The sequence below is a fragment of the Pseudomonas sp. SWRI92 genome, assembly GCF_014268685.1.
In the GTDB taxonomy this organism is placed as follows: domain Bacteria; phylum Pseudomonadota; class Gammaproteobacteria; order Pseudomonadales; family Pseudomonadaceae; genus Aquipseudomonas; species Aquipseudomonas marvdashtae.
The window spans coordinates 174,540-200,505 of record NZ_JABWQY010000006.1 but is presented as its reverse complement, the minus strand read 5'-3'; the positions used below and the strand labels follow the sequence as shown (position 1 = coordinate 200,505).

Genomic DNA, 25,966 nt, shown 5'->3' with positions numbered 1-25,966 from the left:
GGCGGACGTGATCAATGAACGGGTCTAGAACGTCTGCCCAAGATTCAAATACACCGCCTGCTCGTCGTCATCGTTAAAGCCATAGCTGAAATTCAGCGGCCCCAGCGGCGTATCGAACCCGAGGAAGACACTGGCGGCGTTGATGTAGCCGCTGTCGAATTCGTTGTCGTTGTTCCAGGCCCGACCGCGCTCCAGCGACCCGCCGACGTACAACGGAAAGTCCAGCGGCAGATAGGCGCGCGGGGTGAGCCTGCGGTAATACACCGCGCGCATCAGGCTCATGTTCTGTCCGGATATCCCATCCTCGCGAAAGCCCGACAACTGCCGCGCACCGCCCAGTACGAAACTTGAAGTCACCACCTCGGCGGTATCCAGGGTCCGGCCGTAGCGGCCGCCCAGGATGAAGGTGTCCGGGCCGCTGCTCAGGGCCTTGTCCAGCTTGAACTCCCACTGACGATAACGCTGGTCGGAACCCAGGCCCGGTTCGTATTGGCGCCACGACAGGCCGATGTCCTCGCCTTCGTGAGGGAAGTACACGCTGTCGAGCGAGTCGAACGAATATTTGAGCTCGTAGAAGCCTTCGTTGAAGTTTTCGCTGGGTTGGTCATGATCGCCGATGCGTACATCGGCCTTGCCCCAGGCCTGGCCGACGCCGAAGCGGATCTCCCCGCTGTTACCAATCTGGCGGCCCAGGTTCAAGCCGAAGCCATAGCGCTCGACCCGGTACTGAGCGACCGGATCGTTATCGAGGATCGACTCGACGTTGCGCGATTCGAATTGCCCATAGGGCGCGATGAAGTAGCGCGAACCGACGTCCAGCGGCTGATAGAACTCGCTGTACAGCTCCTGCTTGTCGCCGATCTGCGCCCGGGTCAGCCATTCCGCACCGAGGCGATTGATGCCATTGACCCGGTAGCTGGCGCCGAGGTTGAAGGCGCTGTCGCCGCGCATGTCGTCCGACAGGCTCAAGCCCAGACGCAGGTAGTCGGTGCCGGTGCGCCTGCCGCGGGCGCTGATCACCAAGGTATTGTCAGCGCCTTTGTGCACCACGCGGTATTGCACCTGCTCGAAATAATCCAGGCCGTACAGCGTGCCCATGTCGGTCTGCAGGCGACCCAGGTCCAGCGGCTCGCCGATCTGCTGGCGGATGTAATAGCGGATCACGTCGTCGCCGACTTTCGAATCGTTCTCCACCCGGATCCCGGTAATGACCGGGTTGCGCTCGCTGGGCGTGCGCGCCGCCATCAGGTCGGCATCGACTTGTTTGACGGGACGCAGGTGCGCCAGGCGCGCCTCGAGTATGCGGGTGGCGCGATAGCCGGCATCGATCATTTCCTGGGCCCGGCCAAAATCGGTGGAGCCGTAGCTCGCCAGCGCCGGTTGGATCAACACGTCGTCTTTTCTCAGCGTCGCCAATTGTTCTTCGGAGTTGCGTCGGGTCATCAGGGTGGTCGACTGATTCAGAACGTCCACCACCGTGACCAATTGCTTGCGATTGCGCAGCGGAGTGCCGATGTCGACGACGATTGCCATGTCCACGCCCATTTCCCGTGCCACATCCAGCGGTATGTTATCGGCCATGCCGCCATCCACCAGCAGGCGGCCGTCCAGTTCCACCGGGGCGAACACGGCCGGGATCGACATGCTGGCGCGGATCACCTTGGGCAGGTGACCCTTGCGGAATACGACTTTTTCGCCTGTGGCGATGTCGGTCGCCACGGCCCGGAAAGGGATCGGCAACTTGTCGAAATCCCGGGTATCGCTGGCATGGGCCAGCAGGCTTTCGAGCAGCAAGGCCAGGTTCTGTCCCTGGATAACCCCCAACGGCAGGCCCAGGCTCCCGTCATCGCGAAAGCTGAGTTTCTGTTTTACCAGGAAGTCCCGGTCATCCTGCTTGCGCCGGAAGGGCACGTCCTTGCGCGGCGGCGCATCGGACAAGGCCTGTTGCCAGTCGATGCCCAGGGCAAGTTTTTCCAGTTCGTCGATCTTGTAGCCCGAGGCATAAAGCCCGCCGATCACCGCGCCCATGCTAGTGCCGGCGATGGCGTCGATCTTGATGCCTTGTTCTTCCAGGGCTTTGAGCACGCCGATGTGGGCGAGGCCACGGGCCGCGCCGCCGGACAACACCAGGCCGATTTTCGGGCGCGGCGGTTCGACCGCGTCGGCAAACAAGGGCAGCAGTAACAGTAGCAGGCAAGGCAGCAGGCGGCGCATCGTCAATCTCGAGGCAGGCAATCAAAGGCGAGTAGTATAACGACGCCTTTGAAACCAGGAGTTCATCCGCCATGACCGAGCCAAAACCAGAAGTCGTCATCACCTATTGCACCCAATGCCAATGGCTGCTGCGCGCCGCGTGGCTGGCACAGGAGCTGCTCAGCACGTTCGCTGACGACTTGGGCAAGGTGTCGCTGGTGCCGGGCACCGGTGGGGTGTTTCACATCAGTTGCGACGGCACGCAGCTGTGGGAGCGCAAGGCCGACGGCGGCTTTCCCGAGGCCAAGGTCCTCAAGCAGCGGGTCCGCGACCGGATCGATCCGGAGCGCGACCTGGGGCACAACGACCGGATTCAGTGAGACGGCGCTTGGGCGCTGACACTGGATTTTTTCGTGCCACTTAGTTGGCTCGATACCACAATGGCGACGATGATCAGCATGCCTCCCAGCAGCATGCGCAACGTCGGGTTCTCATCGAACAGCAGCCAGGCGATGGTGATGCCATAGACCGGCTCCATGGCGAACACCACCGCTGCGGTGCGGGCCTTGATCACCGCCAGGCTGGCGACGAACAGGCTGTGGGCCAGGCCTGTGCAGAACACGCCGAGCAGGCCGATCCACAACCAATCGATGGGGCGAACGTCGCTCAATTGCGGCGCGGCCATCGGCAGCAGGCACAGCCCGACCACCAGGTTCTGGCAGAGCGCGGCCTGTACCGGAGGGACATGCCCGGAGCCGGCGCGGTTGGTCAGCGACAGCAGTGAGAACAGCAGCCCCGACGCCACGGCCCACAGCAGTCCGGTGGTGGCGCCGCTGGCCAGGTCGAAGTCCGGCGTGACCAACACCAGGCCGATGCTCACCAGGACCACCAGGAGGATTTCGTTGGCGCGAATCCGTTCGCGGAAAATCAGCCCTTCGAGCAGCACCGTGAACGCCGGGAAACTGGCGAACCCCAGTGTGGCGATCGCTACGCCGGCGATTTTCACCGAAATGAAAAAACTCACCCAGTGCGCGGCCAGCAGCAATCCGCCAAGCAGCAACCGGCGAGCGTCCCGGGCCCGAAGTTTCTGCCAGCGGGTGCTGCTGGCGAACCGGGCGAAAATCGCCAGGGCCAACACCGCGAACACCGCGCGGCCAAACACGATGATGGCCGGCGAGGCGGCGGCAAGTTTGCCGAACACACCGGTCAGGCCGAACATGAGTGCGCCAATGTGCAGGGCGCCGAGGGCGGTACGGGGTGTCATTGCAATCCTTGTTGAACGGTTGGACGTGCGGGTATTGAACCCGGTGCCGAGCGTTTTTGTCTGTCGCGATCCTAGCGATTTTTAACGCGTATCTAGTGTTGGCGTCGGAGTTTGCCCGGCGTGGCGCCGAACTCGCGCAGTACCGCCGCGGCGAAGGCACTCTGGGAGCTGTAGCCGACCCGGTGGGCGATCTCCCCGATGGGCAGGCCTGTCTCACGCAACAGCGCCACGGCCTTGTGCAAACGACGGCTGCGAATGTACTCCATCGGCGTCTGCCCACATTCGGCGACGAAACGGACATGCAGGCGAGCGCTCGAAAGCCCGGCGACCCGGGCCAAGTCCGCGACCTGCAGCGGATAGGCGGCATATTGGTCGATGTGAGCATCCAACGCGGCATAAGGCAGGCGCCGGCCGCCGGTCGTTTCGTGACGGGCGCCATTGAGGCTGGCCAGCAACAACACCGCGCCTTGCTGAGCGATCAGCGGATCGTCCACCGGGCTGCCCGCGAGCCAGTTGACCAACTGGCTTTGCCCCGCATCCAAGGGCAGGCGGGCGGTGTTGTCGAGCAATCTACGACTGGCATCGGCGTGATTGCCCAGGCATTGCCCGACCCAGTCATCGTCAGGCACGTCCAGCACCAGGCAGCGACTGCCCTGGGGACTGCCGCAGGCGTGATGGGCACCCGCCGGCACCACCACGAAACTCTGCTGCACCACTTGGCTGCCGCAACCTTCGACTTCGAAGTCCAGCGCGCCCGACAACCCGAACACCAGCTGCGCATGGTCGTGGCTGTGGACAATCAGGTCGTGGCTGTAATGGCGTAGCGTGAGGATCGGTCTCATCGCGGTCTCCCGTGGCTGACGGCCAGTCTACACCGGGGGCGCGGCGTCCCGCGCTGTCATGTAACCGACTTATTGCTGTCATGACGCATTAACCGCTGGCGTGCACTGTGGTGAAAACGATCAGAGGGTTGCCCATGACCAGCGCCGAGCTCGCCAGACCCAGCCGCAAGCAGCGTGTTCGCACCCTGTGGATTTCCGATGTCCATCTGGGCACCCGGGACTGCCAGGCCGAGCACCTGTCGCAGTTTCTCAAGGGCTACCACACCGACAAGATCTACTTGGTGGGAGACATCATCGACGGCTGGAAGCTGCGCGGTGGCATGTATTGGCCTCAAGCCCATACCAACGTCATTCGCCGCTTGTTGACCATGAGCAAGCGCGGCACCGAAGTGATCTACGTCACCGGCAATCACGACGAGTTCCTGCGACGTTATTCAAAGCTGATCCTGGGCAATATCCAGTTGGTGGACGAAGCGGTGCACGTGACCGCCGATGGCCGGCACTTGTTGGTGATCCATGGCGATCAGTTTGACGTCATCACCCGTTACCACCGCTGGCTGGCGTTCCTCGGGGATTCGGCCTACGAGTTCACCCTCACGCTGAACCGCTGGCTCAACCATTGGCGGGCCCGTTATGGCTACGGCTACTGGTCGCTGTCGGCGTACCTCAAGCACAAGGTCAAGACCGCCGTCAGTTTCATCAGCGATTTTGAAGAAGCCATCGCCCATGAATGCGTGAAGCGCGAGTTGCACGGTGTGGTGTGCGGGCACATCCACCACGCGGAGATGCGCAAGGTGGGCGAAGTGGAATACCTCAACTGCGGCGACTGGGTCGAGTCGTGCACGGCATTGATCGAGCATTGGGACGGGACGATCGAGCTGTATCGACTGGCGGACGCCCAGGCGCGCGAGGCGCTGGTCAAGGCAGAGTTGAAAGTGACCGAGCCTGCCTAGGCGCTTGCCGTGCATGGCTGTTCATTGGCAATCCTTTGGCTAGAACGCAACCTTGCCCAGCAACATGTCGCGGTACATGACGAAATCGCCAAGCAGGCTATAGAGCGGATGCTGGAAGGTGGCGGGGCGGTTTTTTTCGAAGAAGAAGTGCCCGACCCAGGCGAAGCCGTAGCCCGCCACCGGCACGGCGGCCCACAGCCACCAGGCGCCGACGACAAGGGCCATGGCGAGAATCAGGATGACCAGGGAGGTGCCGACGAAATGCAAGCGCCGGCAGGTGCTGTTGCTGTGTTCGCCCAGGTAATACGGGTAGAACTCGGCGAACGTAGTGAATCGTTTGGCGTTTTCCAAGACTGCGGGCTCTTTGGTTATTGTTTTTGGCGGCCGATGTTTCGAACCGCTTACATTCAGTCTAGAGCGACCGCCTGCAACAGCCAGTGACAATCAGCGCCAGTCTAGTGTCCTGTCTTACAAATACTTTCCTTCTGGACGGCGTCTGTTGCCATCATGCTGCGTTGCCGCTCCTCGCCATAGCTGGCTATGACTCGTCGCGGCGCCTTGCCTGACGACAACAGCCACTCGTCCAAAAGGAACGTATTCGTAAGACAGGACACTGATATCCTTCGCAAATCCGGCCGTACCCCGCGGCTCGTCATGCAAGTAAACGTCATGAGCGAACGAACGACCTCTTCGAGCTGGGCGATGGGGATTGTCAAAGCGTTGGAAATGGATGGCCTGGACTGTCGGGCGCTGTTCAAGCAGTTGGGGTTGGATTATGCGGCGCTGGAGGATCCGGACGCGCGTTTTCCCCAGGACTCGATGACGCGGCTCTGGCAGTTGGCGGTGACGCTGTCGGGTAACCCCGCCATAGGTCTGAACATGGGCAAGGTGGTGCGCCCGGCATCGTTCCATGTGGTCGGTTACGCCTTGATGTCCAGTCGAACGTTGGTCGAAGGCTTCCAGCGCCTGGTGCGTTATCAGCGAATCATCGCCGAAAGTGCCGAGCTGAGTCTCCGTCGCCTGGAGGAAGGCTACGGGCTGATCCTGACGGTGCACGGCGACCACCTTCCGCCCACCCGCCAAAGTGCCGAAGCGTCCATGGCTTGTGCGCTGGCCTTGTGCACTTGGTTGACCGGACGCACCTTGCACCCGGTGAAGGCGCTTTTCCAAGGCGCAGAGCCCGTTGACGTTGCGCCTTATCAACAGGTTTTCGGTGCGCCGCTGGTGTTCGATGCGCCCTATGACGCGCTGATTTTCCAGCAGGGCGACGTGGAGGCGCCGCTGCCCACGGCGAACGAGGCGATGGCGCTGCTTCACGATCGGTTTGCCGGGGAGTACTTGGCGCGTTTCTCCGAAAGCCGCGTGACACACCAGGCGCGGCAAGTGCTTTGCCGGCTGCTGCCCCAGGGCGAGCCCAAGCGTGACGTCGTGGCGCAGACGTTGCACCTGTCGCAGCGCACCTTGCAGCGGCGCCTGCAGGAAGAGGGCACCAGTTTCCAGAGTCTGCTGGACGACACCCGTCGCGAGCTGGCCGAGCAATACCTGGCGCAACCGGGCATGACCTTGCTGGAAGTCGCCTATCTACTGGGCTTCGCTGACCCGAGCAATTTTTTCCGGGCCTTTCGTCGCTGGTTCGGGACCACGCCCGGCGAATACCGGACGCGCAGCGCGACTTCGCTCAGTGACGCCAGAACGCCGGAATACACAGCACGAACACCGTGATGATCTCCAGTCGGCCCAGCAGCATGCCGCCCGAAAGAATCCATTTGGCCGCGTCCGGCAGCGGCGCGAAGTTGCCGGCCGGGCCGATGGTTTCGCCAAGGCCCGGGCCGACGCCGGATACGGTGCTGGCTGCGCCGGTCAGCGCCGTCATCCATTCCACGCCCAACAGCGACAGCAGCAGGGCGATCACGCAGATGGTGATGGCGAAGAAGAACGAAAACGTCAGGATCGAACGCACAATTTCTTCATCGAGGCGATGACCGTTGTACTTCTGCTTGATCACCGCGCGCGGGTGGATCAGTTGGTTAAGGTTGGCCCGGAGCAGGATGTAGGCAACCTGGAAACGGAAGATCTTGATCCCACCGGCCGTCGAGCCCGAGCAACCGCCGACGAACCCCAGGTAAAAGAACAGCATCAATGAGAAATTGCCCCACAGGCTGTAATCCCCAAGGGCGAAACCGGTGGTGGTGACGATGGACGTCACGTTCAGCGCCACGTGCCGCAGTGCTTCCAGCCAATGCAGGTCGGTAGTGATCCAATACCAGGTGCCGAGCACCAGCCAGGTGACCAGCAACACGCCGAGCAGCCCCTGGACCTGCTGGTCCTTGATCAGCGCCCGGCGATTGCCGCGCAGCGTCGAGACATACAAGGCGAAAGGCAGGCTGCCCAGGATCATGATGACAATGATGACCCAGTGCACGGCAGGTTGGGTCCATTTGGCCAGGGACAGGTCCGAAGTGGAAAAACCACCGGTGGAAATGGCCGACATCGAGTGGTTGATTGCATCGAACAGGCTCATCCCGGCCCACCACAGGGCCAGGGTGCCGAGGATGGTGATGCCCACGTAGGACGCCACGATCAGCCGCGCTACCATGTGCGAGCGAGGCATGACCTTTTCCGAACGGTCGGAAGACTCGGTCTGGAACAGCCGCATGCCACCGATTCGCAACAGCGGCAGGATCGCCACCGCCATGCCGATAAAACCGATGCCACCGAGCCAGTGCAACAGCGAGCGCCACATCAGGATTCCCGGCGACATCGTGTCCAGGCCGCTCAAGACCGTGGCGCCAGTGGCCGTGATGCCCGACATGCTCTCAAAGAACGAATCCGTGTAACTGATGTGCTGGGTCAGCAAAAAGGGCAGCGCCGCAAACACGCACACCACCAGCCAACTGCTAACGGTCAGCAAATACATGTCACGAGGGCGCAGGTGAATGTGTTCGGGACGTCCCGGAAGAACCAGGGCCAGCCCGGCAACAAAGGTAATCATGCTTGACCAGAGGAACGACGGCAGGTCGCTGGTGCGCTCGTAGAACAGCAACGTGGCCATCGGCACGACCATGAAGATCGCCAGGGTGATCAGGAAGATGCCGATGATAAAACCAATGATCCGCAGGGTCGGCAACGCCATGGAGTCCGCTCGGGCTGAAAGGGAAGGGGCGCCATTCTACCTGCGACAGGCGGCATGTAAACCGGCGTCCGGGGTCGCTTGTATCTGAATTTGAACTAACGAACTGGCGGCACAAGCCACTAGAATAGCCGAACATTTTTTCCAGGAGGTCGCCGATGCAGGCTTTAGATGCTTTGCTCAACCGTGTTTCTGTCCCGCGTCTGGTGGACCCGGCACCCACGCCCGAACAGCGCGAGGTGATGTTCGCGGCCGCGATGCGTGCGCCTGATCACGGCCAGTTGCGCCCATGGCGTTTCCTGACGGTAGAAGGACAAGCGCGCAATCGCATGGGTGAACTGCTGGCCGAAGCGGCTCGCTTCAATGACCCGCTGGTGCCCGAAGCCGTTGTGGAAAAGGCCCTCAACGGTCCGCTGCGCGCGCCGCTGGTCGTGGTGGTAATTGCGCGTTTGCAGGACCATTTCAAGATTCCGAAATCCGAACAATTGCTGGCGGCCGGCTGCGCGGCCCACGGCATCCTGCTGGCCGCTTATGCCCAAGGGGTAGGCGGCGTGTGGCGTACTGGTGAGTTGGCGTATTCGCCGCATGTGGCCCGGGGATTGGGCCTTGAAGAGGGGGAAGAGGTGATCGGTTTCCTCTACCTGGGCACGCCGCAGAAAGAAGCGCGCGCCGCGCCGCAGGAAGATCTTGGGCAGTTTGTGCGCGAGTGGACGGGGCCACAGGTATAAATCCTGGCGCTGCTTCTGTGGTGAAGAGGACTTGTTGTGGCGAGGGGATAAATCCCCTCGCCACAAAGGATGTCTAGCCACTAAAAAGTTACTTAGCGGCAAACATCCGCAATCGCCTCGGCCAGCGCATCCAGGCGCGTCGCATCGATGCCGGCCACGTTGGCTCGGCCTGTGCCGACCATGTAGACGCTGTGGCGCTCGCGCAATTGCTTGACCTGCTCCGGCGACAGGCCGGTGTAGGAAAACATCCCTCGTTGCACGCCCATATGAGCGAAGCGCTCACGCAAGCCGTGGGGCTCGAGCGCCTCCAGCAGGCCACCGCGCAACTGAGCGATGCGCAGGCGCATGGCTTCCACTTCGTCGGCCCACAGGCCCTTGAGGTCCGGGTTGCCCAGGATCGTCGCCACTACCGCCGCGCCGTGATCCGGTGGCGTTGACCACAGATTGCGGGCGATGTTGGCCAGTTGGCTGCGAATGTCGACCAATTTGTCGGCATCGCGGGCACAGACAATCAGCGCGCCGGTGCGGTCGCGATAGAGCCCGAAGTTCTTCGAGCATGAACTGGTGATCAGCACTTCCGGCAACGCTTCGGCAAACAACCGCACGGCCCATGCGTCCTGTTCCAGCCCGTCGCCAAAGCCCTGGTAAGCGAAGTCGATCAACGGCAGCAGGCCGCGGCTGCGAACCACATCCAGCACCTGGCGCCATTGCTCGTGGGTCAGGTCGAAGCCGGTGGGGTTGTGGCAGCAGGCATGCAGCAGCACCACATCCCCTTTGGGCGCCTGGTTCAGGGTCGCCAACATTGCTTCGAAATCCAGGCGATTGTCGGCGCCCACGTAGGGATAGTGACTGGCCTTGACGCCCGCGGCGGCGAAGATGGTTTCGTGAATCGGCCAGGTCGGGTTGCTAAGCCACACGCCACGGCCCGGTAGGCATTGGGCGATGAAGTCGGCGCTCAGGCGCAGGGCGCCGGTGCCGCCCGGGGTCTGGGTGGCGCCGACGCGTTTCCCAGCGAGCAGCGGCGAGTCGGCACCCAGCACCAGTGCATTGATCAGTTGGCCGAACGCGGCGTCGCCATGGCCACCGATGTAGGTCTTGGTGGATTGGCGGTCTACCAGGTGCTGCTCAGCCTGTTTCACCGACTGAAGAATCGGCGTCAGGCCTTGGGCATCCTTGTACACACCGACGCCGAGGTCGAACTTGCCGGGATTGCTGTCCGCCCCGTAGGCCTCCATCAGGCCGAGGATCGGGTCGCCGGGCACGCGACCGATGGCATCGAAATGCATTACTTGCGCCCCTCGGCGGTCTTGGCTACGTCATCGGTGCGGGCGGCCATGATGAAGTCGTTGCGGTGCAAGCCCTTGATGGAGTGGCTCCACCAGGTCACGGTGACTTTGCCCCATTCGGTGAGCAGGCCTGGGTGATGGCCCTCGGCCTCGGAGATCTCGCCGACGGCATTGGTGAAGGCCAGGGCATGCTTGAAATTCTTGAACAGGAACGTTTTTTCCAGCTGCATCACGCCGTCGCGCACTTCGATATTCCAGTCCGGGATCTGCTTGATCAACACTGGCAATTCTTCGTCGCTGACTTGCGGGGCGTCGGCGCGGCAGGCTTCGCAATGGGCTTGGTTCAGAGTGTTCATGGTGTGTTCCCGAATCGAATATGGAAAACGTCGATGCCGCCACGCTAAAGCAAAGGCATGTGGCGCAACAGACTCAATTGCAATCAAAAGTAGCGGTTCACGCCGCTTTCGGTGGAAATTTTGGCGCGTGCAGGCCCAGCTCCCGACCGCGCTTGACCATGCCCATGATGTCTTCATGAGCGAGGTCGAACAGGCGCTTGAGCTCGGGCAGGACGAAATACACGGGCTGCAGGATGTCGATGCGATACGGCGTGCGCATGGCCTCCAGCGGATCGAAGGCTTGATGCTCGGGCTCGTTGGACAGGCAGTACACAGTTTCCTTCGGCGACGAGAGGATGCCACCGCCATAGATGCGCCGGCCTTGCGGAGTCTGGACCAGGCCGAACTCGATGGTCATCCAATACAGGCGCGCCAGGTAGACGCGTTCTTCCTTGGACGCTTGAAGGCCAAGTTTGCCGTAGGTGTGGGTAAATTCCGCGAACCAGGGGTTGGTCAGTAGCGGGCAATGGCCGAAGATCTCGTGGAAAATGTCCGGCTCTTGCAGGTAATCCAGTTCTTCGCGGGTACGGATAAACGTCGCGACCGGAAACTGTTTGTTGGCGAGCAATTCGAAAAACGTCTGGAAGGGGATCAGCGCCGGCACCCGGGCGACTTGCCAGCCCGTGGTTTCGCCCAGCACTTTGTTGACTTCGTTCAGTTGCGGGATACGGTCGTGGGGCAGGCCCAGCTTGTCGATGCCGTCCAGGTATTCCTGGCACGCACGGCCTTCGATGACTTTCAGTTGGCGGGTGATCAGCGTGTTCCACACAGCGTGTTCTTCAGCAGTGTAGTGGATAAAACCTTGCGCATCGGGCTCACGGGCCACGTATTGCGTCTGCTTCATGCTGCTCTCCTGCTGTTTTTCCTCCGGCGTTTCGAGCCGGGAGAAAGGCTGTTTATTTTTATGTCCAGCGATGCATTAGAGATAACCCGAAGCAGCATGCGGTGCAGTAGGTTGATTCAGGTTCCTACAAGCCTTTTGGTTAAAATGTGTAAAGTTTTCGTTACGTATTTAGGCGTGTCACGGCGCTGTTGGGATTTTCAGCTGTAAAACGTCCTACACGTGTCACATAATCTTGACGATTATTTGCGCCGCCTCGCAGAAACCTTTGTGCGAGGGTGCTCTTTTTTATCTCAAACACCTGGGCCTTTTTCATGCGTATCAAAGTCCATTGTCAGAATCGCATCGGCATCCTGCGGGATATTCTCAACCTGCTGGTGGAGTACGGCATCAACGTCGCCCGTGGCGAGGTCGGTGGCGAGCATGGCAATGCGATTTATTTGCACTGCCCGAACCTGATCAACATCCAGTTCCAGGCGTTGCGTCCGAAATTCGAAGGCATCGCCGGGGTATTTGGTGTCAAGCGCGTAGGATTGATGCCCAGCGAGCGTCGGCACATGGAGCTCAACGCGCTGCTCGGCGCCCTGGAGTTTCCGGTGTTGTCCATCGACATGGGCGGCTCCATCGTCGCGGCCAACCGGGCCGCAGCGCAGTTGCTCGGGGTGCGAGTCGACGAAGTGCCAGGCATTCCCCTGTCCCGATATGCCGAAGACTTTGACTTGCCGGAGCTGGTGCGCGCCAACCAGTCGCGCATCAATGGCTTGCGGGTCAAGGTCAAGGGCGACGTGTTCCTGGCGGATATCGCCCCGCTACAGTCGGAACACGACGACAGCGAGGCCATGGCCGGCGCGGTGCTGACCCTGCACCGCGCCGACCGGGTTGGCGAACGGATCTATAACGTGCGCAAGCAGGAGTTGCGCGGCTTCGACAGTATTTTCCAAAGTTCGAAGGTCATGGCGGCGGTGGTCCGCGAGGCCCGGCGCATGGCGCCGCTGGACGCGCCGCTGTTGATAGAAGGCGAAACCGGCACCGGCAAGGAGCTGTTGGCCCGCGCCTGTCATCTGGCGAGCCCGCGTGGGCAGTCGCCGCTGATGGCGCTCAACTGTGCCGGTTTACCGGAGTCCATGGCCGAGACCGAGCTGTTCGGCTACGGCCCCGGAGCTTTCGAAGGCGCCCGGGCCGAAGGCAAGCTCGGCCTGCTGGAACTGACCGCCGGAGGAACGCTGTTCCTCGACGGAGTAGGGGAGATGAGCCCGCGCCTGCAAGTGAAACTGCTGCGCTTCCTGCAGGACGGATGCTTCCGTCGCGTAGGCAGTGACGAAGAGGTTTATCTGGATGTCAGGGTGATCTGCGCGACACAGGTCGATTTGTCGGAGCTCTGCGCTCGGGGAGAATTTCGCCAGGATTTGTACCACCGCTTGAATGTGCTCTCCCTGCACATTCCCCCCCTGCGCGAATGCCTCGACGGCCTGGCGCCGCTGGTGGACCATTTCCTCGACCAGGCCAGTCGCCAGATCGGCTGCCCGCTGCCCAAGCTCGCCCCAGCGGCAATGGACCGTCTCAGTCACTACCATTGGCCGGGCAACGTCCGGCAGTTGGAAAACGTATTGTTCCAGGCCGTTTCCCTGTGTGACGGCGGCACGGTGAAGGCCGAGCATATCCGCCTGCCGGACTACGGTGTGCGCCAACCCCTTGGCGATTTTTCCCTTGATGGTGGGTTGGACGATATCGTCGGAAGGTTCGAGAAAGCCGTGCTGGAGCGCTTGTATTCCGAGCACCCCAGCAGTCGGCAACTGGGCAAGCGTCTGGGTGTTTCGCATACGACCATTGCCAATAAGTTGCGCGAATATGAAGTTGGCAAGGAGCCCGGAGCGTACTAGATCAGCTTGCCACAGAAATGTGGTGCCGCTGCCGGATAGGTAAACCTTTGCCTTGCAGCGGCACGACACCGCCGGTTTTTCGTCTTCGATACATCTGCAATATCCCTTCCGGTAGTCCCAAGCCCTTTGTTTACCGGGCCTATCAGCGCCAGAAAAAAGTTGGTCTGCAAATTGCTTGAGGCTGTGCAACACAGCAGTGGACGGCAAACGTCCGGCATGCAGAGGAACGACAGTGGACAAGTACCTTTATGTGGCAATGACCGGCGCCAGCCAAAACGCGCTGGCGCAACGGGCCCATGCCAACAACCTGGCGAACATCTCCACCAATGGTTTTCAGAAAGACCTGGAGCAGGCACGTTCGATGCCGGTGTTTGGCGACAGCTTTCCGGCGCGGGCGTTTGCGATGTCCGAGCGTCCCGCCACTGACTTCACCCCGGGTGCGCTGATTGAAACCGGTCGCGACCTCGACGTGGCGGTCAGCGGCCCGGGCTGGATGGCCGTGCAGAATCCCGACGGCGGCGAAAGCTACGTGCGCACCGGCAGCCTCAATGTCGATGCGCTGGGTGTGCTGCGGGCCGGCAACGGCATGCCGGTGATGGGCAACGGTGGTCCGATCGCCGTGCCGCCGGAGCAGAAAATCGAGATCGGCCAGGACGGCACCATCAGCATCCGCGCCATGGGCGAAGGCCCGCGCGTGATGGCTGAAGTGGATCGCATCAAGCTGGTCAACCCGGACCTCAAGACCATGACCAAGGGCCTGGACGGTTCGATCCGTACCAAGGACGGCCAGGCGGCGCCCATCGATGCCAACGTGCAATTGGTGTCGGGGTTCCAGGAGGCGAGCAACGTCAATGCCGTGGACGAGATGACTTCGGTGCTGGCCTTGGCCAAGCAGTTCGAGCTCCACGTCAAGATGATGACCACCGCCAAAGAAGGCGATGAAGCCATGGCTCGGGTCTTGCAGATCTAACTATTAATTACAGCGTTGCGCCGAAAAACAGGCGTACGAGGAGAATCGAATGCTTCCGGCTCTTTGGGTTGCCAAAACAGGCCTGTCCGCCCAGGACACCAACCTTTCCACTATTTCCAACAACCTGGCGAACGTTTCGACCACGGGTTTCAAGCGTGATCGCGCCGAGTTCCAGGACTTGCTCTACCAGGTAAAACGCCAGCCGGGTGCCCAGTCGACCCAGGACAGCGAATTGCCGTCGGGCCTGCAAGTGGGTACCGGTGTGCGCATCGTCGGCACCCAGAAAAACTTCAACGCCGGCAGCCTGCAAACCACCGAGCAGCCGCTGGACATGGCCATCGACGGTCGCGGTTTCTTCCAGATCCTGCAGCCGGACGGCACCACGTCCTACACCCGTGACGGTACGTTCCACCTCGATTCCAATGGCCAGATCGTCAACGCCAGCGGTTTCGCCCTGGAGCCGGCCATCATCATTCCGAACGATGCCCAGACCTTCACCGTGGGCCGCGACGGCACCGTGTCCATCACCATTGCGGGCAACCCGGCCTCCCAAGTGATCGGCAACTTGCAGACCGCTGACTTCATCAACCCGGCCGGCCTGCAAGCGGTGGGTAACAACCTGTTCATGGAAACCGCCGCCAGCGGCGCGCCGCAAGTCGGCACCCCGGGCCTGAACGGTTTCGGCACCACGCTGCAGAACACCCTGGAAACCTCGAACGTGAGCACCGTTGAGGAGATGGTCAACATGATCACCACCCAGCGCGCCTACGAGATGAACTCCAAGGTGATTTCCACCGCCGACCAGATGCTCTCGTTCGTTACGCAGAATCTGTAATTACGTCGCAAAATCCGTAGACAGGGCGGCCTGAGGCCGCCTGCAACACCAAGAGGTAGGGTCATGAATCGCTTCGTATCTGTTCTGGCACTGAGTGGGATCACCGCACTCGCGGGCTGTGTCGCGCCAACGCCACGGCCCAATGACCCGTACTACGCTCCGGTGTTGCCGCGCACACCGTTGCCGGCGGCGGCCAATAACGGTTCAATCTACCAGGCCGGTTTCGAGCAGAACCTGTACAGCGACCGCAAGGCTTTCCGGGTCGGTGACCTTATCACCATCACCCTGAACGAGCGGACCCAGGCCAGCAAGAACGCTAACTCGCAGGTCGACAAGACCAGCGAGACCAGCGTCGGCTTGACGTCGTTGTTCGGCTCGAGCCTGACCACCAACAACCCGATCGGCAGCAACGACCTGAGCCTCAGCGCCGGTTATGGCGCCGACCGTGCCACCAAGGGCGACAGCAAGTCGGGACAGAGCAACAGCCTGACCGGCTCGATCACCGTGACCGTTTCCGATGTCCTGCCCAACGGCATCATCGTCGTACGGGGCGAGAAATGGCTGACCCTCAACACCGGTGATGAACTGGTGCGCATCGCCGGCATGGTCCGCGCCGATGACATCGCCACCGATAACACCGTTTCGTCCACTCGCGTGGCCGATGCGCGCATCACCTATTCGGGCACTGGTGCCTTTGCCGATGCGAGTCAGCCAGGTTGGTTCGACCGTTTCTTCCTCAGCCCGAAGTTCCCTTTCTAGGTGGCCCAGTTGAATCTTAAGCGGTTGAACCTCAAACAGCTGTTGATCGGCGCCCTGGCAATGACGGCAGCCTTCAGCGCTCAAGCCGAGCGCCTGAAGGACATCGCCAGCATTTCCGGCGTGCGTTCGAACCAGTTGATTGGCTACGGCCTGGTCGTGGGCCTCAATGGTACCGGTGACCAGACCACCCAGACTCCGTTCACCCTGCAGACCTTCAACAACATGTTGTCGCAGTTCGGCATCAAGGTGCCGGCCGGTTCCGGCAACGTGCAGTTGAAGAACGTCGCGGCGGTGTCTATCAGTGCCGATCTGCCGGCGTTCGCCAAGCCGGGCCAGCAAGTGGATATCACCGTTGCGTCCATCGGTAACTCCAAGAGCTTGCGCGGCGGCACCTTGTTGATGACGCCGCTCAAGGGTATCGACGGCAACGTCTACGCCATCGCCCAGGGCAACCTGGTGGTAGGCGGTTTCGACGCCGAAGGTCGCGACGGTTCGAAGATTACCGTCAACGTTCCGTCGGCCGGTCGCATCCCCGGTGGTGCGTCGGTGGAACGTGCGGTGCCGAGCGGTTTCAACCAGGGCAACAGCTTGACCTTGAACCTCAACCGTTCCGACTTCACCACGGCCAAGCGCATCGTCGACAAGATCAACGACATGCTCGGCCCAGGCGTGGCCCAGGCCATCGACGGCGGCTCGATCCGCGTCACCGCGCCACTGGATCCGAGCCAGCGCGTCGACTACCTGTCGATCCTGGAAAACCTCGAGGTCGATCCAGGCCAGGCGGTGGCGAAAGTCATCATCAATTCGCGCACTGGCACCATCGTGATCGGCCAGAACGTCAAGGTGTCCCCGGCCGCCGTGACCCACGGCAGCCTGACCGTGACCATTACCGAAGACCCGATCGTCAGCCAGCCCGGACCGCTGTCCAACGGCCAGACCGCCGTGGTACCGCGTTCCCGGGTCAACGCCGAGCAGGAAATGAAGCCGATGTTCAAGTTCGGCCCGGGCACTACTCTGGATGAAATCGTCCGGGCGGTGAACCAGGTCGGCGCGGCGCCGGGCGACCTGATGGCGATTCTCGAAGCCTTGAAGCAGGCCGGCGCGTTGCAAGCCGACCTGATCGTGATTTAAGGAAACGCGCCATGGTGGATATGCGCAAAGGCGCTTTGATCAGCGGGGATTCAGCCTCCTATTCGGACCTGAACCGTCTTAACCAGCTCAAGGTCGGCGACAAGAACAGTGAAGGCAACCTGCGCAAAGTGGCGCAGGAATTCGAGTCGCTGTTCCTTGGCGAAATGCTCAAGTCCATGCGCTCGGCCACCGAGGCCTTGGGCAAGGACAACCCGATGAACACGCCGGAAGCCAAGCAGTACCAGGAAATGTACGACCAGCAGTTGGCCGTTTCCATGTCCCGCGAAGGCGGCGGCATCGGCCTGGCCGATGTGCTGCTGCGCCAGATGTCCAAGAACAAGCCGCTGGCCTCCGGCGAGGCGGCCACGTTGTCGGCCGCCAAGCAGCAGGAGGCGCTGGAAAAAGTCGCCAAGGCACCGGTGCCTACGCCAGTGGCCGCCGGAACGTTGCCCGATGGACCTTTGTCGCGCAGCAACGGCCAGCGTCCACTCTGGGCTTCGCGGGCCGTGAGCGCGCCGCAAGGGGCCGAGGGCATTCATCGCAACGACATGGAGCTGATCAACCAGCGTCGCCTGGCCCTGCCGCCGAAGCTCGCTGATCGCTTGCTCGCCGGCTTGGTGCCGCCAGCCGCGGTCAACGCTGAAGTCGTCGCCCATAACGTCCTGCCGGATCGCGCCGTTACCGCCGTCAAGCCCGCCACCGGTGAGCTGGCCAATGGCGACTGGCTGGCTGCGCTCAAGGCTGCCGAGCCCAAAGGCGACCTGCAGGTCTATGGCCGCGCCGTGGCCCAGCCACCGCTGGCACCCGCTCGCAAGGCCTTCCGCGATGCCGATGAATTCGTCGACGCCATGCTGCCGATGGCCAAGGAAGCTGCCGACCGCATCGGTGTCGATCCGCGCTATCTGGTGGCCCAGGCTGCCCTGGAAACCGGTTGGGGCAAATCGGTCATGCGCCAACCCGATGGCAGCAGCAGCCACAACCTGTTTGGCATCAAGGCCAGCAAGAACTGGACGGGCGATTCGGCGCGCGCCATCACCAGCGAATTCCGCAATGGCGAGATGGTCAAGGAGACGGCCGAGTTCCGTTCCTACGCCTCCTATCGCGACAGCTTCCATGACTTGGTCAACCTGCTGCAAAGCAACAGTCGCTATCAAGATGTCCTGAAGTCTGCCGATAACCCGGAACAGTTTGTACGCGAGTTGCAGAAGGCCGGTTATGCCACCGACCCGAACTACGCCAGCAAGATTTCGAACATAGCCCGGCAGATGACGAGTTACCAAAACTACGCTTCGGCTGGCGCCACCACGACTTTATAAGGTCTGAACCATGAGTTTGCTCAATATCGGGATGTCGGGTCTGTCCGCAAGCCAGACCGCACTGGTGACCACGGGTAACAACATCGCCAACGTCGATACCGCCGGGTATTCGCGTCAGCAGACCGTGCAGACCACCAAGGCGTCGAACCAGTACGGCAACGTGTTCATCGGCTCCGGCACCACCCTGGCGGACGTTCGCCGGGTGTATAACTCGTACCTTGAAGCACAACTGAAGACCACCACCTCGCTTAACAGCGACGCGGCGGCCTACCAAGGGCAGATCACTCCGCTCGATTCCCTGTTGTCGGACAGCGGCACTGGCCTCAACGGCGCGTTGACCAAGTTTTTCGCCTCGGTGCAGAACGTCAACGCCAAGCCAGGTGACGATGCATCCCGCCAGTTGCTGCTCAGCGATGCCCAGGCCTTGAGCAACCGTTTCAATTCGGTCGCCAGCCAGTTGACGGAGCAGAGCCAGAACATCAACGGCAACCTGTCGAACATGGTCGACCAGATCAACAGCCTGGCCACCACCGTCGCCCAGTTGAACAAGAAAATCGCCGAAGTCTCCAACGCCGGCGGTGCCCCGAACGACCTGCTCGACGCCCGCAGCGAGACCATTCGCCAACTGTCGACCTTCACCGGCACTCAAGTCGTCGAGAACGGCAGCAGCCTGGACATCTACCTGGGTTCTGGCCAGCCGCTGGTGATGGGCAACATCACCAATAAATTGGAAGCGGTGCCGGACAAGAATGACCCGGGCCGCATTGGCATCCAGCTCAATAGCGGCTCCAGCGTCATGGACCTTACCCAGGTGCTCACCGGCGGCGAGATCGGCGGCCTGATGCGCTACCGCAGTACCGTGCTTGATCCTGCGATGAACGAGCTGGGTCGCGTGGCGCTGGTCGTCGCCGACCAGATGAACAGCATCCAGGCTTCGGGCATCGACAAGAACGGTGCCTTCGGTTCAAACCTGTTCAGCAGCATCAACAGCGCCGCGCAGATGAGCCAGCGCAGTGTCGCCTCGCTGAGCAACAGCGCCGGGTCCGGCAACTTCAACGTGTCCATCGAAGACACCGGCAAGCTGACGACCAACGACTACAAGATCACCTTCACCAGCGGCACCAACTACACCGTACAGCGCTTGCCTGATAACACGCCGATGGGCGCGTTCAGCACCACGACCACGCCGCCACCGGTGGTCGATGGTTTCGCCCTGACGTTCGGCAGTGACCCCGCGGTGGCCGGCGACTCGTTCAAGATCACCCCGACCCGCAACGCGGCAGGCAGCATCAAGACCGAGATGACCGACTCCAAACGGCTGGCGATTGCCGCGCCGTTGGGCGCCGCCATCACGCCGGGCGGCAGCGGCACGCTGACCATCCCGGCCAGCGGCCAGCCGACCATGACGACGAAGCTGGACATCTACGACGAAGCGACTACCAGCATCATCCAGAACGGCATCAAGAACTCCATGCCGGTCAAAGTGGTGTTCGGTGCAACTTCAGCCGACGGCACCAGCCAGGCTTATCAGTTACTCGATGCCAAAGGCGGTACGATCAGCAGTGGCACGATCAAGCCTGGCCAGAGCAACACGCTGAGCCTGAGCGTTCCGCTCAAGGACGCCAGCGGCAACCCGATCATGGATTCGTCCGTACCGCCGGTGCAGCGCACCGTCACGTTTGACATGTCCATCGCCGGCGCGCCTTCCCAAGGTGCCGGCATCGACATCAGCCTCAGCCAGCCCGGCAGCCTGGACAACCGTAATGGTACTGTCCTGGCCGGCTTGCAGACCGCCAAGACCGTAGATACCAACACCGCCAGCAAAGGTATTTCGCTGAACGATGCCTACGGCAAGCTCGTGGAAGGCGTCGGCGCCAAGGCCGCCCAAGGCAAGCTCGACAGCGCCGCCACCGGCGCGATCCTGGACAATGCCAAGAATGCCCGCGACTCGCTCTCGGGGGTGGACCTGGATGAAGAAACCGGCAATCTGGTCAAGTTCCAGCAGTACTACACCGCGTCTTCGCAGATCATCAAGGCTGCGCAAGAAATTTTCAGCACGTTGATCAACAGTCTTTAAGGAGCCGTAGCCCATGCGCATTTCTACCTCTCAGTTTTACGAAAGCACGGCTGCGAACTACCAGAAAAACTTCGCCAATGTGGTCAAGACCAGCGAAGAAGCCAGTAGCCTGGTGCGCATAAACACCGCCGCCGATGATCCGGTGGGGGCTTCGCGTCTATTGCAACTGGGTACTCAGGCCTCGATGTTGACCCAGTACGAAACCAACGCCAACACGATCAAGGCCACCCTGGGCACCACCGAGGCGGTGATGACCAGCATCGGCAACGTGCTGCAGCGCGCCAAGGAATTGGCTGTCGGTGCCGGCAACGCCGGTTATACCGACGCCGACCGCCAGGCCAACGCCTCGGAGTTGGCGCAGATCGAAGAACAGTTGCTGAGCCTGATGAACAGCAAGGATGAAAATGGCAAGTACATTTTCGCCGGTTCCAAGGGTGACACCATTCCGTTCACGCGCAATACCGATGGGTCCTACAGCTACAACGGCGACCAGGTGACCCTCGACCTGCCGGTTGGCGACACCATGTCGATGGCCACCAACAGCACCGGCTGGGAGGTGTTCCAGCAGGCCGTCAACACCAGTCGCAGCCAGGTCACCCGGACCGCTCCAGCGGTGGACGATGGACGCGTGGTGTTGTCCAACGGCCAGGTGTCGTCCAGTGTCAGCTACAACAGCAAGTTCCGTAGTGGCGAGCCGTACACCGTGGATTTCACCAGCGGCACGCAACTGCGGATCACCGACTCGCTCGGCAACGACGTGACCGCCGAAGCCAGCCGGGGCGGCGCGTTCGACCCTAACGGCAAGAGCGGGCAGGCCGTGCAGTTCCGAGGTGTGGAGCTGACCCTGAACATCAATCTGCAAACGGGTGATGCCCCCGGTGCTGTATTGCCAGGCCATACCTTCACCCTGGCCGCCAAGCCGGACAGCTTTGTTCCGACACGTAGCCCCGGTAACCCGACCGCAGTGCAGATCACTGGCAGCGAAATCACCGACCCGGTGGCTTATCACGCCAGTTTCCCTACGGGCTCGGCCGTGTTGAAATTTACCAGCGCCACCGATTTCGACCTTTACGCTGCACCGTTGACGGCCGACAGCCAGCCTGTTTCAAGCGGTACCTTGGCCGGCAACGTAGCCACTGCATCGGGCGTGAGCTTTACCCTGAACGGTACGCCTGGCGCAGACGATCAATTCAGTATCGCGGTCAACACCCACGAAACCCAGAACGTCCTGGACACCGTGAGCCAACTGAAGGCGGCGTTGAGCACGCCTACCAACAACGATCCGATCGCGTTGCAGAAGCTGCAGGCTTCGCTGGCTTCCGGTATCGGCAACCTGGCGAGCGGAACCGATCAATTGTCCAGTGCCTTGAGTTCGGTGGGTGGGCGCGGTCAGGCCCTCGATACCCAAAGTGACACCAATCAGAGCCTGATCCTGGCCAACAGCCAGACTCAGTCGTCGATCCGCGATTCCGATGCGGCCGAAGTAATGACCCGCCTGACGTTGCAACAGACCATGCTGCAAGCCTCGCAACTGGCGTTCAGCAAAATCGCCCAGTTGGGCCTGTTCAATAAGATCTGAGCCGGTATCGACCGAGCCGCCAACCGTCTTTTTTTAAGCGGTTCCGGGGCCCCGACCTGAAAAGGTCGGGGCCCGCCGCTCGAGAGTTTTAACCGTGAAGCCACTTCCCCTCGTCAGCATCGTCATTCCCGCCTACAACCCCAGGTTTTTTGACCAGGCACTGCTCAGTGCGCTGGCGCAGACTTACGAAAACATTGAAATCATTGTTTGTGATGACTGCATTGATGACGCGATCAAGAAGATTGTCGACTCGTTTTTTGAGTTGGCGCCTGTTCCGCTGCGGTATTTGCGCAATACCGAAAATCTGGGCTTTGACGCTAACCTTCGGCTAGGTATAGAAGCGGCGCAGGGCGAGTTCCTCAAAGTTCTTTGTGATGATGATGTACTGTTTAGCGAGTGCATCAACCGACAGGCCCAGGTATTGACCGAGCAGGCTGATGTCAACCTAGTGTTCGGTATGCGGCTGCTTACGGACGAAAATAGCTTCGCGCTGCCGATGCGTATTGATAACTGCGGGCTCGCACCTACCGATACGATATTCAAAGGCGATGATTTGCTGGCAATTTTCGAGGAGATTCCGCGCAATGTCCTTGGTAATTTTACTGCGGCACTAATGCGTAGAAGTGACCTGCTGGCGCTCATTCCGGCATTGACCAAGCCTACTGGTGGTTTCATCGCCCGCTTGGATTTCGCTCTTTTCGTCTGTCTTCTACGGCGTGGCAACACGGCGATGCTGGCTCAGGTGCTCTGTACCGAGCGTTTGCACGAACACCAACTGAGCAAACAACCGCACATTGTGGCCGCGGCGGCTATTGAGCTAGCGTGGCTCAAGACGATGCTGGGCGCTCGAAGTGGAGAGTCTCCCCCGGCTTCCGGTTGGGTGCGTCATGTAGAGCTCGAAACTCCCGACTCTGACTGTGGCAGGGCTTGGAAAGAATTATGTTTGAAGTTGATTTTGAGCAATCGACAGAACGCATTTGAAGCGCGTATTGGAACCCGAAGCGAGAGCTACTCGGAATTTTATCAAGAGTGGCTTGCTGCCCGCCGTTTTACCGAAGTGGAGCGCCAGCTGATGTCGCGGAAACTCGCCGCATGGCCTCAGCAGCCAACCCTGGTGCCGATCATTATCGATACCGCGGGCGAGCGCGGCCCGCTGCGAACCACGCTGCAAAGTCTGCAGAATCAGCTTTACGGGCCGCACAAAGTGGTGCTGTTATCTAATGTCTTGTACGAAGCGAAAAGCGATGTATTGCAGTTGTCCATTGACCAGGACTGGGTACATCAGCTCAATGACCTGCTACCCAGCTTGGAAGGCTGCGACTGGTTTTATCTGTTGCACGCTGGCGACAAACTGGCTGATTCAGCATTGCTGTTGTTAGCCGAGCGAGTCGCGCATCTGCCAGGGATCCGTTGTGTGTACAGCGATGAAGGTGCGTTGCTCAATGGTGAGTCGGGCGAGCCTGTATTCAAGCCTGACTTCAATCTCGACTTGATGCGCAGCTACCCCTATGTCGGTCGAGTATTGGCTTTTAAACGTGAGAGCATTCTTGAGTTGGGCGGGTTTGATTGTGCTTTGGCCGAGTTGGCGCCCCAAGATGCATTATGGCGTTTGGTGGAAGCTGTCGGGCCGCAAACGATTGAGCATATCGCCGAGATTCAGGTCGAGTCCACCTTGAGCTTTGCTCAGTGGCTCTCGCGACCGCAAGTGATTGAGCGCAGCGCGATGCTGGTCGCAGCGCACCTCGATCGACTGGGAGTGCAGCACCGGTTGCATGCCGATCAACTGCCGGTGCTCAACCATGTCGAGTATCTGCATGACCACAAACCTGTAGTCTCGATAATCATCCAGGCCGGGGCTGAACTGCCAGGATTGCAGCGCTGCGTTGAAAGCCTGTTCGCAACCACCCGTTATGCCCACTATGAAATTTTGTTAGTCGACAACGGTATCGGCGGTACAGACATGGCCCAGTGGGTATTGGCGATGACGCAACTTGGCACCTCAATGCTTCGCGTCATCAGCGTCCCCGGCGTGCAAAACCATGCGGCGATTCACAACATCGCGGCGAATAAGGCGCGGGGGGAATATCTTGTTTTGCTCAATGCCCATAGCGTTATCTGCGCAGCCGATTGGCTGGATCAATTGCTAAACCATGCACAGCGTCCGGAAGTCGGCGTAGTTGGAGCGCGAGTTTTGACTCCGCAAGGCAAGGTCTTGCGCGCGGGATTGGTGCTTGGGATGGCGGGGCCGGCGAACAGCGCATTCCAGAATGAGGACTGCGAAGCGCGCGGTTACTTGCAGCGACTGTGCGTCGCGCAGAATTGGAGCGCCGTGAGTGGCGACTGTCTTATGGTGCGCAAGCAGGTGTTCAATGAAGTTGGTCAGCTTGATGAGCAGGCGTTTTCGCTTGGCCTGAATGATCTGGACCTGTGCCTCAGGGTAGGGCAGGCGGGCTATCTGGTTGTTTGGACGCCTCACGCCAACGTTACGCTCGGCGCGTCAGCGCAAAAAATACTGGGATCGGTTGCACACGAGTTGCAACTGCGAGAGCAGGAAACTTTCTATCAGCGCTGGCTGCCTAAAGTAGCAAGGGATCCTGCGTACAACCCACAATTGAGCATAAACAACTCTAACTTCAGACTTGAATCAGGTACCCGTGGCAGTTGGGATCCACTGTATACGCGTTCCGCGCCGTCAATTCTGGCATTGCCTATCAACAGCTCCGCCGTTGGCCAATACCGAGTGATCGGACCCTTCAAGGCGTTAGAGGCGGCAGGGCAAGTGGTGGGGCGTATTGTCTATGAGCCGCCTTCGGTGGTTGATATCGAGCGTATGTCACCCGACATGATTCTTTTCCAATGTCGCTATGGCCAAGGCTCTGTGGATGAGTTGCAGAGAATCAAGACCTACTCCAATGCCAGACGTATTTTTGAACTGGATGACTATGTCATCAGCGCACCGAAGAAAAATAGCCATGCGCGGAACAAAGCGGCGAATATAGAAGAAATCGTCCGCAAGGCGATAGGCTTGTGTGATCGCGTGGTTGTGACCACCGACGCGCTAGCCGATGCGTTGTCGAGTATGCATCAGGATATTCGAGTGGTGCCCAACACCTTGGTACCACAGTTGTGGGGTGGGCTGCGTGCCAGGCGCGCAACCTCCAGTAAGCCAAGAGTTGGTTGGGGTGGGGGCACCAGTCACACCGGGGACCTCGAAATCATCGCCCAAGTAGTTCGCGAGTTGGCCAACGATGTGGAGTGGGTATTTTTCGGTATGTGCCCCGAAGGGCTGCTGCCTTATATACATGAGTTTCATGCCTCCGTCAGTCTGAAGGATTACCCGGCCAAGCTCTCCAGCCTGAATCTTGACCTCGCATTGGCCCCTTTGGAGCAGCATATTTTCAACGACTGTAAAAGTAACCTTCGGCTGCTGGAGTATGGCGCCTGTGCTTATCCTGTGATCTGTTCTGATACGAAGGCTTACCGAGGAAATTTACCCTGCACGCGGGTACCCAGCAACAGTACCGAGGACTGGCTATCAGCTATTCGTATGCACTTGAGCGATCCGGTTGAAAGTTACCGCATGGGTGACGCACTGCACGAGGCGGTGATGAGTAACTGGCTGCTGCGGGGCGATAACCTCCAGCGCTGGTTGAACGCCTGGGTGGGTCAATGACCACCGAAAAAACGGTTATGGTCGATACCAGATTCGAATTTGGCACAGAAGCTGCTTTTATAGGGCGTTCGCTGCCAAAAAACTGGCCGCACTTATGAGCGATGCCTCGCCCTG

21 protein-coding genes are annotated in these 25,966 nt (G+C 60.5%); 13 read left to right on the top strand and 8 right to left on the bottom strand.

The features are described from left to right. Nucleotides 1-24: 24 nt before the first annotated feature. Nucleotides 25-2,214 (bottom strand): patatin-like phospholipase family protein, encoded by a 2,190-nt coding sequence (locus HU762_RS12715; RefSeq protein WP_186637261.1) that lies wholly within the window; start codon nt 2,212-2,214, stop codon nt 25-27. Between the two features lie 71 nt (nt 2,215-2,285). On the opposite strand from HU762_RS12715, the gene HU762_RS12710 reads away from it, so the two are divergent. Next, nucleotides 2,286-2,573 (top strand): SelT/SelW/SelH family protein, encoded by a 288-nt coding sequence (locus HU762_RS12710; RefSeq protein ID WP_186637258.1) that lies wholly within the window; start codon nt 2,286-2,288, stop codon nt 2,571-2,573. Here the strand turns inward: HU762_RS12710 and HU762_RS12705 are convergent. Beyond that, complete coding sequence (locus HU762_RS12705; protein WP_186637254.1) at nt 2,567-3,457, bottom strand: DMT family transporter; 891 nt, start codon at nt 3,455-3,457, stop codon at nt 2,567-2,569. The genes HU762_RS12710 and HU762_RS12705 overlap by 7 nt on opposite strands. Nucleotides 3,458-3,549: 92 nt before the next feature. After that, nucleotides 3,550-4,299 carry an AraC family transcriptional regulator gene (locus HU762_RS12700; RefSeq protein ID WP_186637252.1) on the bottom strand — a complete coding sequence of 250 codons (750 nt, stop codon included), beginning with the start codon at nt 4,297-4,299 and terminating at the stop codon, nt 3,550-3,552. A 134-nt stretch (nt 4,300-4,433) separates the two neighbouring features. Here HU762_RS12700 and HU762_RS12695 point away from each other — a divergent pair, with 134 nt between their 5' ends. Next, entirely contained in the window at nt 4,434-5,252 is an 819-nt protein-coding gene (locus tag HU762_RS12695; RefSeq protein ID WP_186637248.1) for a UDP-2,3-diacylglucosamine diphosphatase, read from the top strand. 39 nt (nt 5,253-5,291) lie between these two features. On the opposite strand, the gene HU762_RS12690 is transcribed toward HU762_RS12695, so the two are convergent. Further along, the gene (locus HU762_RS12690) at nt 5,292-5,603 is read right to left on the bottom strand and encodes a DUF962 domain-containing protein (RefSeq protein WP_186637245.1); all 312 of its coding nucleotides are present in this window, start codon (nt 5,601-5,603) and stop codon (nt 5,292-5,294) included. A 318-nt stretch (nt 5,604-5,921) separates the two neighbouring features. Here HU762_RS12690 and HU762_RS12685 point away from each other — a divergent pair, with 318 nt between their 5' ends. After that, nucleotides 5,922-6,974 (top strand): AraC family transcriptional regulator, encoded by a 1,053-nt coding sequence (locus tag HU762_RS12685; RefSeq protein ID WP_186637242.1) that lies wholly within the window; start codon nt 5,922-5,924, stop codon nt 6,972-6,974. On the opposite strand, the gene HU762_RS12680 is transcribed toward HU762_RS12685, so the two are convergent. Continuing rightward, nucleotides 6,931-8,385: a TrkH family potassium uptake protein gene (locus HU762_RS12680; RefSeq protein ID WP_186637240.1), complete on the bottom strand. Its 1,455-nt coding sequence runs from the start codon at nt 8,383-8,385 to the stop codon at nt 6,931-6,933. The genes HU762_RS12685 and HU762_RS12680 overlap by 44 nt on opposite strands. A 155-nt stretch (nt 8,386-8,540) precedes the next feature. Between HU762_RS12680 and HU762_RS12675 the strand changes: the two genes are divergently transcribed. Then, complete coding sequence (locus HU762_RS12675; protein ID WP_186637238.1) at nt 8,541-9,110, top strand: NAD(P)H nitroreductase; 570 nt, start codon at nt 8,541-8,543, stop codon at nt 9,108-9,110. A gap of 92 nt (nt 9,111-9,202) precedes the next feature. Here the strand turns inward: HU762_RS12675 and HU762_RS12670 are convergent, their stop codons facing one another. The 3 genes from HU762_RS12670 to phhA form a co-directional block, all read right to left on the bottom strand. Beyond that, a complete protein-coding gene (locus HU762_RS12670) occupies nt 9,203-10,396 on the bottom strand; it encodes an amino acid aminotransferase (protein ID WP_186637235.1) in 1,194 nt (397 codons plus the stop codon). Continuing rightward, nucleotides 10,396-10,752 (bottom strand): 4a-hydroxytetrahydrobiopterin dehydratase, encoded by a 357-nt coding sequence (locus tag HU762_RS12665; RefSeq protein WP_186637232.1) that lies wholly within the window; start codon nt 10,750-10,752, stop codon nt 10,396-10,398. The genes HU762_RS12670 and HU762_RS12665 overlap by 1 nt, the downstream gene beginning before the upstream one ends. Nucleotides 10,753-10,849: 97 nt before the next feature. Continuing rightward, nucleotides 10,850-11,635: a phenylalanine 4-monooxygenase gene (gene phhA / locus HU762_RS12660; RefSeq protein ID WP_186637230.1), complete on the bottom strand. Its 786-nt coding sequence runs from the start codon at nt 11,633-11,635 to the stop codon at nt 10,850-10,852. A gap of 311 nt (nt 11,636-11,946) precedes the next feature. On the opposite strand from phhA, the gene HU762_RS12655 reads away from it, so the two are divergent. The 9 genes from HU762_RS12655 to HU762_RS12615 all read left to right on the top strand — a co-directional run bounded on the left by HU762_RS12655 (nt 11,947) and on the right by HU762_RS12615 (nt 25,852). Then, on the top strand, nt 11,947-13,512 hold the full coding sequence (locus HU762_RS12655; RefSeq protein WP_186637228.1) for a sigma-54-dependent transcriptional regulator: 1,566 nt from the start codon (nt 11,947-11,949) through the stop codon (nt 13,510-13,512). Nucleotides 13,513-13,744: 232 nt separating this feature from the next. Continuing rightward, nucleotides 13,745-14,482 (top strand): flagellar basal body rod protein FlgF, encoded by a 738-nt coding sequence (locus HU762_RS12650; protein WP_186637225.1) that lies wholly within the window; start codon nt 13,745-13,747, stop codon nt 14,480-14,482. A gap of 49 nt (nt 14,483-14,531) precedes the next feature. Further along, on the top strand, nt 14,532-15,317 hold the full coding sequence (gene flgG, locus HU762_RS12645; protein ID WP_057448533.1) for a flagellar basal-body rod protein FlgG: 786 nt from the start codon (nt 14,532-14,534) through the stop codon (nt 15,315-15,317). A gap of 63 nt (nt 15,318-15,380) precedes the next feature. Continuing rightward, nucleotides 15,381-16,076 (top strand): flagellar basal body L-ring protein FlgH, encoded by a 696-nt coding sequence (gene flgH, locus HU762_RS12640; protein WP_186637222.1) that lies wholly within the window; start codon nt 15,381-15,383, stop codon nt 16,074-16,076. 60 nt (nt 16,077-16,136) lie between these two features. Further along, nucleotides 16,137-17,207, top strand: a complete 1,071-nt coding sequence (locus HU762_RS12635; protein WP_186637408.1) for a flagellar basal body P-ring protein FlgI — start codon at nt 16,137-16,139, stop codon at nt 17,205-17,207. Nucleotides 17,208-17,221: 14 nt separating this feature from the next. Further along, complete coding sequence (flgJ, locus tag HU762_RS12630; RefSeq protein ID WP_186637405.1) at nt 17,222-18,523, top strand: flagellar assembly peptidoglycan hydrolase FlgJ; 1,302 nt, start codon at nt 17,222-17,224, stop codon at nt 18,521-18,523. A gap of 10 nt (nt 18,524-18,533) precedes the next feature. Then, nucleotides 18,534-20,600, top strand: coding sequence for a flagellar hook-associated protein FlgK (gene flgK / locus HU762_RS12625; protein WP_186637219.1), 2,067 nt, complete (start codon nt 18,534-18,536; stop codon nt 20,598-20,600). A 13-nt stretch (nt 20,601-20,613) separates the two neighbouring features. Next, nucleotides 20,614-22,179 (top strand): flagellar hook-associated protein 3, encoded by a 1,566-nt coding sequence (locus HU762_RS12620; protein WP_186637216.1) that lies wholly within the window; start codon nt 20,614-20,616, stop codon nt 22,177-22,179. Nucleotides 22,180-22,273: 94 nt separating this feature from the next. Continuing rightward, on the top strand, nt 22,274-25,852 hold the full coding sequence (locus tag HU762_RS12615; RefSeq protein ID WP_186637215.1) for a glycosyltransferase: 3,579 nt from the start codon (nt 22,274-22,276) through the stop codon (nt 25,850-25,852). Nucleotides 25,853-25,966 lie beyond the last annotated feature (114 nt).

Bases quoted from the DNA above. Each gene is read 5' to 3' on its own strand.
- HU762_RS12715 (WP_186637261.1), bottom strand. From the start codon at position 2,214: ATGCGCCGCCTGCTGCCTTGCCTGCTACTGTTACTGCTGCCCTTGTTT.
- HU762_RS12710 (WP_186637258.1), top strand. From the start codon at position 2,286: ATGACCGAGCCAAAACCAGAAGTCGTCATCACCTATTGCACCCAATGC.
- HU762_RS12705 (WP_186637254.1), bottom strand. From the start codon at position 3,457: ATGACACCCCGTACCGCCCTCGGCGCCCTGCACATTGGCGCACTCATG.
- HU762_RS12700 (WP_186637252.1), bottom strand. From the start codon at position 4,299: ATGAGACCGATCCTCACGCTACGCCATTACAGCCACGACCTGATTGTC.
- HU762_RS12695 (WP_186637248.1), top strand. From the start codon at position 4,434: ATGACCAGCGCCGAGCTCGCCAGACCCAGCCGCAAGCAGCGTGTTCGC.
- HU762_RS12685 (WP_186637242.1), top strand. From the start codon at position 5,922: ATGAGCGAACGAACGACCTCTTCGAGCTGGGCGATGGGGATTGTCAAA.
- HU762_RS12680 (WP_186637240.1), bottom strand. From the start codon at position 8,385: ATGGCGTTGCCGACCCTGCGGATCATTGGTTTTATCATCGGCATCTTC.
- HU762_RS12675 (WP_186637238.1), top strand. From the start codon at position 8,541: ATGCAGGCTTTAGATGCTTTGCTCAACCGTGTTTCTGTCCCGCGTCTG.
- HU762_RS12670 (WP_186637235.1), bottom strand. From the start codon at position 10,396: ATGCATTTCGATGCCATCGGTCGCGTGCCCGGCGACCCGATCCTCGGC.
- HU762_RS12665 (WP_186637232.1), bottom strand. From the start codon at position 10,752: ATGAACACTCTGAACCAAGCCCATTGCGAAGCCTGCCGCGCCGACGCC.
- phhA (WP_186637230.1), bottom strand. From the start codon at position 11,635: ATGAAGCAGACGCAATACGTGGCCCGTGAGCCCGATGCGCAAGGTTTT.
- HU762_RS12655 (WP_186637228.1), top strand. From the start codon at position 11,947: ATGCGTATCAAAGTCCATTGTCAGAATCGCATCGGCATCCTGCGGGAT.
- flgG (WP_057448533.1), top strand. From the start codon at position 14,532: ATGCTTCCGGCTCTTTGGGTTGCCAAAACAGGCCTGTCCGCCCAGGAC.
- flgH (WP_186637222.1), top strand. From the start codon at position 15,381: ATGAATCGCTTCGTATCTGTTCTGGCACTGAGTGGGATCACCGCACTC.
- HU762_RS12635 (WP_186637408.1), top strand. From the start codon at position 16,137: ATGACGGCAGCCTTCAGCGCTCAAGCCGAGCGCCTGAAGGACATCGCC.
- flgK (WP_186637219.1), top strand. From the start codon at position 18,534: ATGAGTTTGCTCAATATCGGGATGTCGGGTCTGTCCGCAAGCCAGACC.
- HU762_RS12620 (WP_186637216.1), top strand. From the start codon at position 20,614: ATGCGCATTTCTACCTCTCAGTTTTACGAAAGCACGGCTGCGAACTAC.